The 6926-nt window shown below is 70.2% G+C and carries 8 protein-coding genes; 4 read left to right on the forward strand and 4 right to left on the reverse strand.

Going from position 1 to position 6926, the window contains the following annotated elements:
• Window positions 1-11 precede the first annotated feature (11 nt).
• Complete coding sequence (locus M8H82_RS23840) at window positions 12-527, reverse strand: hypothetical protein (RefSeq protein ID WP_250076977.1); 516 nt, start codon at window positions 525-527, stop codon at window positions 12-14.
• 426 nt (window positions 528-953) lie between these two features.
• Here M8H82_RS23840 and M8H82_RS23845 point away from each other — a divergent pair, with 426 nt between their 5' ends.
• Window positions 954-1748, forward strand: coding sequence for an RNA polymerase sigma factor SigF (locus M8H82_RS23845; protein WP_250076978.1), 795 nt, complete (start codon window positions 954-956; stop codon window positions 1746-1748).
• Window positions 1749-1759: 11 nt separating this feature from the next.
• Here M8H82_RS23845 and M8H82_RS23850 read toward each other — a convergent pair whose 3' ends face one another.
• Window positions 1760-2095, reverse strand: a complete 336-nt coding sequence (locus M8H82_RS23850) for an ANTAR domain-containing protein (protein WP_250076979.1) — start codon at window positions 2093-2095, stop codon at window positions 1760-1762.
• Window positions 2096-2265: 170 nt separating this feature from the next.
• Here M8H82_RS23850 and M8H82_RS23855 point away from each other — a divergent pair, with 170 nt between their 5' ends.
• Window positions 2266-3069 (forward strand): VOC family protein, encoded by an 804-nt coding sequence (locus tag M8H82_RS23855; protein ID WP_250076980.1) that lies wholly within the window; start codon window positions 2266-2268, stop codon window positions 3067-3069.
• Here M8H82_RS23855 and glgX read toward each other — a convergent pair.
• Both glgX and M8H82_RS23865 read right to left on the reverse strand, forming a co-directional pair.
• Window positions 3066-5222: a glycogen debranching protein GlgX gene (gene glgX, locus M8H82_RS23860; protein WP_250076981.1), complete on the reverse strand. Its 2157-nt coding sequence runs from the start codon at window positions 5220-5222 to the stop codon at window positions 3066-3068. The two genes, M8H82_RS23855 and glgX, sit on opposite strands and share 4 nt — an antisense overlap.
• Window positions 5219-5731 carry a pep a2 gene (locus M8H82_RS23865; protein WP_250076982.1) on the reverse strand — a complete coding sequence of 171 codons (513 nt, stop codon included), beginning with the start codon at window positions 5729-5731 and terminating at the stop codon, window positions 5219-5221. Before M8H82_RS23865 ends, glgX begins: the two co-directional genes overlap by 4 nt.
• A gap of 304 nt (window positions 5732-6035) precedes the next feature.
• Here M8H82_RS23865 and M8H82_RS23870 point away from each other — a divergent pair, with 304 nt between their 5' ends.
• Window positions 6036-6335: a DUF5133 domain-containing protein gene (locus tag M8H82_RS23870; RefSeq protein ID WP_250076988.1), complete on the forward strand. Its 300-nt coding sequence runs from the start codon at window positions 6036-6038 to the stop codon at window positions 6333-6335.
• Between the two features lie 74 nt (window positions 6336-6409).
• Window positions 6410-6926, forward strand: a 517-nt coding sequence (locus M8H82_RS23875; RefSeq protein WP_250076983.1) for a maltotransferase domain-containing protein, incomplete at its 3' end; no start/stop codon positions are given.

Below are 6926 nucleotides of genomic sequence, written 5' to 3' on the forward strand. Positions count from 1 at the left end.
CGGGGCACCGCTCAGGCGGTGCCCTCCTCGGCCTGGTCGCGCAGGAAGTTGCTCACCTGGTGGGCGAGGCACTCGCGCCCCGCCCCGGCGTGCGCCGAGCCCTCGTGCAGGCCGATGCCGCCCGCCCACAGTCGGCGCTCGGTCCACTCCTCCTCGACCCGCAGCTGGATCTGCACGTCGACCTGGCTCAGGCTCGCCTCGGGTCCGGCCGCGTACAGCACGGCGGTGGCCCGGCGCAGCGGGTAGACGTCGAAGCCCTCGATGAACTGGGAATTGCGCCAGTCGATGAAGGCGCTCTCCCCGTCGGAGCCGATCCGGACGTCGATCTGGCCGTCCTCCAGGTGGATGCCGTAGTGCCGCTCACCGCGGTTCTCGACCGTCACGCGCAGGCTGAAATAGGTCAGCCCTTCGGCGGCGTCGTCGCGTCCACGCGGAGGCTCGTTCTGCTCCAGACGGTGGACGCGGACGCGCAGACCGGCATGCTCGTCGTACTCCTGCCAGTCCCCGACCACGTTCGGCTCGCACACACTGCACCTCTTCGACCTCAGAGAGCTGCTTCCTATCTGTGTGCTCAGCGCACTGTCAAATGAGCGGAATGCGCCGTGGCCAGCGCATTCACCCTCTTTGATCGCTGATCAAGCGTTGCGCAGGCACAATCGGCCGCCCGGCCCGGCGGGCGGCGGCGGAAGCGTGCCGTACATCACGTCCGCCGTCTTGATCTGCGGGCGCCCTCCCCCGCCGAGTTCGACCGGCATCAAAATAAGCGGCGAATTCTCCAATACCGGGGCAATTGTTTTGATTCCGCCATCACGGGGAATTCTTACCGAAGTGCTTCGGACAGGAGGCACGTCCGTGGGAGCCCGGTGTCCGGGTCCCGGATGTCCTTCGCGTGCTTCGACGCCGCGCCTCCCACGGTGACTGTCCCAACAGGCACCTTGAGGGAGGTGCGCTTCATGCCCGTCACCACCGGCAGAACGAAGCAGCACCCGCATGACGACGCCCCCGACACCGCCGCCGACTTCCAGCGGCTCGCGCGGCTGCCCGAGGGGCCGGAGCGCAAGGCGCTCCGCGACGAACTGGTCCGGGTCTGGCTCCCCATGGCGGAGCGCATCGCCGTCCGCTTCAAGGGGCGCGGCGAAGCCCTCGAAGACCTCTACCAGGTCGCCGCACTCGGTCTCGTCAAGGCGGTCGACCACTACGACCCGGCCCGTGGCTGCGCCTTCGAGGCGTACGCCGTGCCGACCGTCACCGGCGAGATCAAGCGCCACTTCCGCGACCACATGTGGACGCTGCACGTACCCCGCCGGGTCCAGGACCTGCGCAACCGGGTACGGCAGGCGAACAAGGAACTGTCGCAGACCAGCACGGGCCGCGCGCCCACCGTCCAGGAGATCGCCGAACACACCGAGCTGACCGAGGCCGAGGTCCGCGCGGGCATGGAGGCCCTGGACTGCTTCTCCGCGCTGTCCCTGGAGGCGGAGATGCCCGGCACCGACGGATACGCCCTCGGTGACTCCATCGGCGGGCCCGATCCGCGCTACGACATCATCGTCGACCGGGTGGCCGTCCGGCCGTGTCTGGAGAAACTGCCCGAGCGCGAACGCACCATCCTCTATCTGCGGTTCTTCCAGGGCATGACGCAAAGCCGCATCGCCGAGCAGCTGGGGATCTCCCAGATGCACGTCTCGCGACTGCTCAGCGGCTGCTTCGCCCAACTGCGTGAGGAACTGCTCGTCCAGCACCGCTAGCGGCGGGGGCCCTACGGGGCCCCTGGCGTCCCCGGGATCTGCGTCGGACCGTGACGGTCGAGGGCATCCTCCAGCTCCGCGCGGATCTCCGGGGGCATCTGCCCGTCGCGGCCCCAGATCAGGATCAGGTCCGCGACATTGCGGAGCTTGATGTTGGTGTGCTGGGAGACGTCCTTCAGGACCGCCCAGCCCTGGGCCGGGGCGACGCGGCCGAGGGCCACGATCATGCCGATCGCCTGGTCCACGACGGCGTGCGAGACGACGGCCTCTTTCAGCTGCTCGACCTCCCGCTGGAGCTCGGAGATCCGTCCGGACTGGTCGGCAGGCTCGTGGGGTACCTGGGTCACACATCCATCCTCGTCACTCGGGCAGCGGTATGCCACCGGGCAAAGGGTGGAATCATCATTGTTTCAGCGCGGCGGCCGGGGTACTCGGCAGGCGCCGTCAGAGGTACCGGCCGGACACTGGTAAGAGACGCCGGTGGCCGCCGGCCCGGCGAGACCAGGACGCGACAGCCATGAACCACGACACAAAGCTCCCCAGCGGTACGAGGGACCTCGTCTCCACGCATGCCGTCTTCGGCGCACCCTGCTGGGTGAGCCTGACCAGCCGGGATCTGGGGAGCACCGAGGACTTCTACAGTGCCGTCCTCGGCTGGCGCTGGCGCACCGGCAGGCTCGGCGAGCGATTCCGCATCGCGTTGGCCGACGGCGTGCCCGTCGCCGGGATCGCCGCCGTCGCCACCATGTGGCAGATGGCGGTCGCGTGGACGCCGTACTTCGCCGTGCGCAGCGCGGACGAGGCCGTCGCGAAGGTCCAGGAGCGCGGTGGTACGGCCGCGGTCGGGCCGATCTCCTTCCCGCCCGGGCGGGCGGCGCTGCTCGCCGACCGGGACGGCGCGACCTTCGGCATCTGGGAGGGCGAACTCGTCGGCGACTGGGACACCTGGCGCCGCTCCACCCCGGCCTTCATCCGCCTGCACACCCGCGACGCCTTCGACTCCGCGATCTTCTACGGCGAGGTGCTGGACTGGGCCTCGGAGCGCCCCGGCTGCTGCGAGGTCCACTACGAAGGCGGCGAGGTCGTGCTGCGCAGCGGCGGCGACGTGGTGGCCAAGATCGAGTCGGGGGCGCTCGGTGCCGCCCCCGACCCCACCATCCGGCCCCACTGGCAGGTCCACTTCGCCGTCTCCGACGTGGCGGGCTGCGCCCGGGCCGCGGAACAGCACGGCGGCAGCGTCCTGTCGATGGACGAGGACGAGGCCGTGCTGCGCGACTCCGACGGCGCTCAGTTCACCGTGACCTCCCGCCGCGGGCGCTAGGCGCCGGCCGTACGGGCACGGGTCCGGGACGGGCGGGACAGCAGGACGAGGCTGCGGGCGGTGACCGTCATCGTGGTGGCCGCCTTGTGCTCGGTCTCGTCCGGGGCCGCCGGTTCCGCGGTGTCGATCAGGGTGGTCCAGCGTTCGCCGAAGGTGGCGTCCGGCAGCTGGAAGTCCACCGGCTCCCAGTAGCTGTTGAGCAGGAGCAGGAAGGAGTCGTCCACGACGGGCCGGCCGCACTGGTCGGGCTCGGCGATGGCGTCGCCGTTGAGGAACACGCCGACGCAGTGGGCGTCGGAGCGCTGCCAGTCCTCCTCCGTCATCTCGCGGGCGTCCGGCAGCAGCCAGACCAGGTCGGGCAGCGGCTGGCCCGCGTGCGTCACCGTCTCACCGCGGAAGAAGCGGCGCCGGCGCAGCACGGGGTGGGCGCGGCGCAGTCCGATCACGTACCGGGTGAAGTCGGCGAGGGCCTGCTGCTCCCCGGTCAGCCGCCAGTCGATCCAGGAGACCTCGTTGTCCTGGCAGTAGGCGTTGTTGTTGCCGCGCTGGGTGCGGCCGAGTTCGTCGCCGTGGCAGAGCATCGGGATGCCCTGCGACAGCAGCAGCGTGGCGAGGAAGTTGCGCTGCTGGCGGGCGCGCAGCTCCAGCACGGCCGGATCGCGGGTCTCGCCCTCCGCGCCGCAGTTCCAGGACCGGTTGTCGCTCTCGCCGTCCCGGTTGCCCTCGCCGTTGGCCTCGTTGTGCTTGTCGTTGTACGAGACGAGGTCGCGCAGCGTGAAACCGTCGTGCGCGGTGACGAAGTTGACGCTGGCGCGCGGCCGGCGCCTGCTGTGCTGGTACAGGTCGGAGGAGCCCGTCAGCCGGGAGGCGAAGTCGCCGAGGGTGTGTTCGCCGCCGCGCCAGAAGTCGCGCACGGTGTCGCGGTACTTGCCGTTCCACTCCGACCACAGCGGCGGGAAGTTGCCGACCTGGTAGCCGCCCTCGCCGACGTCCCACGGCTCGGCGATCAGCTTGACGCGGCTGATCACCGGATCCTGCTGGATCAGGTCGAAGAACGCCGAGAGCCGGTCCACCTCGTGGAACTGGCGGGCCAGGGTCGCCGCGAGGTCGAAGCGGAAGCCGTCGACGTGCATCTCGGTGACCCAGTACCGCAGCGAGTCCATGATCAGCTGGAGCACGTAGGGGTGCCGCATCAGCAGGCTGTTGCCGGTGCCGGTGGTGTCGTAGTAGTGCGACCAGTCGCCGTCCACCAGCCGGTAGTAGGAGGCGTTGTCGATGCCCCGGAAGGACAGGGTGGGGCCCTTCTCGTTGCCCTCGGCGGTGTGGTTGTAGACCACGTCGAGGATCACTTCGAGACCGGCCTCGTGCAGCGCCTTCACCATCGCCTTGAACTCGGTGACCTGCTGGCCCCGGGTGCCGTGGGCGGCGTAGGCGTTGTGCGGCGCGAAGAAGCCGATGGTGTTGTAGCCCCAGTAGTTCGACAGGCCCCGGTCGGTCAGCACGCCGTCCTGGACGAACTGGTGCACGGGCATCAGCTCGACGGCCGTGACCCCGAGCGAGGTCAGGTGCTCGACGACGGCGGGGTGCGCGAGCCCGGCGTAGGTCCCGCGCAGTTCGGGAGGCACGTCCGGGTGGGTGCGGGTCAGGCCGCGGACGTGGGCCTCGTAGATGACGGTGTCCGCGTACGGCCGTCTGGGTGGACGGTCGTCGCCCCAGTCGAAGTAGGGGTCGGTCACCACGCCGAGCATGGTGTGCCCGGCGCTGTCCGCCGGGGCGGGACCCTCGGGGGCGCGCTCGAAGAGCGAGGCGTGGTTGTCCATCTGCCCGTCCACCGCCTGGGTGTACGGGTCGAGCAGCAGCTTCTTCGGATTGCACCGGTGGCCGACGGCCGGGGCCCAGGGGCCGTGCACCCGGTAGCCGTACCGCTGGCCGGGGCCGACTCCGGGCAGGTAGCCGTGCCAGACGAAGCCGTCGACCTCGCTCAGTTCGACGCCGGTGTGCTTGCCCGCGTCGTCGACCAGGATCAGCTCGACCCGCTCGGCGACCTCGCTGAACAGGGCGAAGTTCGTGCCCTGGCCGTCGTAGGCGGCACCCAGCGGGTAGGGGTGCCCGCTCCAGGCGTGCACCCCTGCACCATGCTTGCGCGCGGTCACCGCGCCTCCTCCAGCACTCGCTCCGGAGTGCTCGCCGGGCCGGCCAGCGCGGCGGCCGGGACCTCACGGGGCACATCGAGGCCCTCGCGCAGGCTGGGCGCCGGGGCCGTCGGGACCAGCGGGACGCGCTCGCCGGCGCGGGCACGCTGCGAGAACCAGATGACCTTGCTGCCGGTGTCCGTGGCGCAGCACCCCCAGCCGTCGCTGATCGCGGCGATGTGCTCCAGACAGGCGCGGAGGTCCTGGTCCGGGCGCAGATCACGGTTGTTGTCCCCGATCGCCGTGATCAGGTGCTGTCCGTTCCACCACATCTCGATCGACGTGTTCTTGTCGGTGGCGTGCTCCTCGATGGCGTTGAGCAGCAGTTCGGCGCCGCCGCACACGGGCTCCACCAGGTTCTCCAGGTCCCAGAACCGGAGGTGAGCGGCCAGGATGCGCCTGACCTGTCCGACCCGTTCAGGGCTGACTTCCACGTCGAGGTGGTAGTAGCAGGGCACTGCGGTCTTCATCTTGTTGGCTCCTCACCGGCGAGGCTCGGCACTTCCCCCGTCCCCGCGGGACGGGCCCCGAACGCGAAGCGTGAGCATTGATCGCTTCTGAGTCACCTCAAGGGTGTGAGGGCTACGCCATTCGTGCAACACGAGGAGTCAACCGGGGGATCCTTCGGATTCGTTGAAGCTCTAACAAGACGCTGGGTCGTCGCGCGTGCACCATGAGTGAAGACCTCCATGCCCGTAAGGCATCCGTGTCGCGCGCACGACCACCCCTCTTCGTGTGGTTTCGTGCCATGAATCCCGAGAGGTGAACGGCGTCATGTTGCTACCGGCCAAAGCCGAAGTCGCCCGCCAGCTTGGGCGTTATCGGGCCTGGGAACGCGTGATGCTCGCGTCCCCGAACGACCGCGCGGTGCGGGCCACATTCGAGGACTCGGGCTACACGCTGTGCGTGCTGATGGGCAAGCGCTGCGCGCGCGAGGCCGCGGACGCGGCCGAGCACTATCTGCGCAGCAGCCTCGGCACGTATCTGCGCGAGCAGAACGAGCGCCCCCGACCGGGGGTCGCCGCGAGACGGGGTCCACCGATCACCAAGCGGCGTTCCCGGGCCGGCCGGTAGATCCTGCCGGCGCAGCTTGAATCCCCGGCCGGGCCCTTGAGGGGTCCGGCCATGAGCACGGCGGAGGCGACACCATGAAGGCAACCGCGGCCATCGGCCGTATCCCGGTTCGGCACGTAGGGCCGGCCGTGGACTGCGGCAGGCGCCCGGCGAAGGCGGTCGTGGGCGAGACGTTCGAGGTCTCGGCGACCGTGTTCCGCGAGGGGCACGATGCCGTGGCCGCCAATGTCGTGCTGCGTGATCCGAAGGGGCGTCCCGGTCCCTGGACGCCGATGCGCGAACTGGCGCCGGGCAGCGACCGCTGGGGCGCCGAGGTCACCCCCGACGCCGAGGGCCTGTGGACGTTCCATGTGGAGGCGTGGAGCGACCCGGTGACCACCTGGCGGCACACCGCCCGCATCAAGGTCCCGGCCCGGATCGACACCGGGGTGGTCCTGGAGGAGGGCGCCGACATCCTGGAACGGGCGGCGGCCGGGGTTCCCGCCGGGCGGCGAAAGGTTCTTCTTCGCGCGGCAGGTGCCCTGCGGGACGACTCGCTGCCGGTCGTGACCCGACTGGCGGCGGCTTTCCGGCCCGAGGTGGACGCGGTGT

This window comes from Streptomyces sp. YS415, assembly GCF_023544665.1.
Classification (GTDB): Bacteria; Actinomycetota; Actinomycetes; order Streptomycetales; family Streptomycetaceae; genus Streptomyces.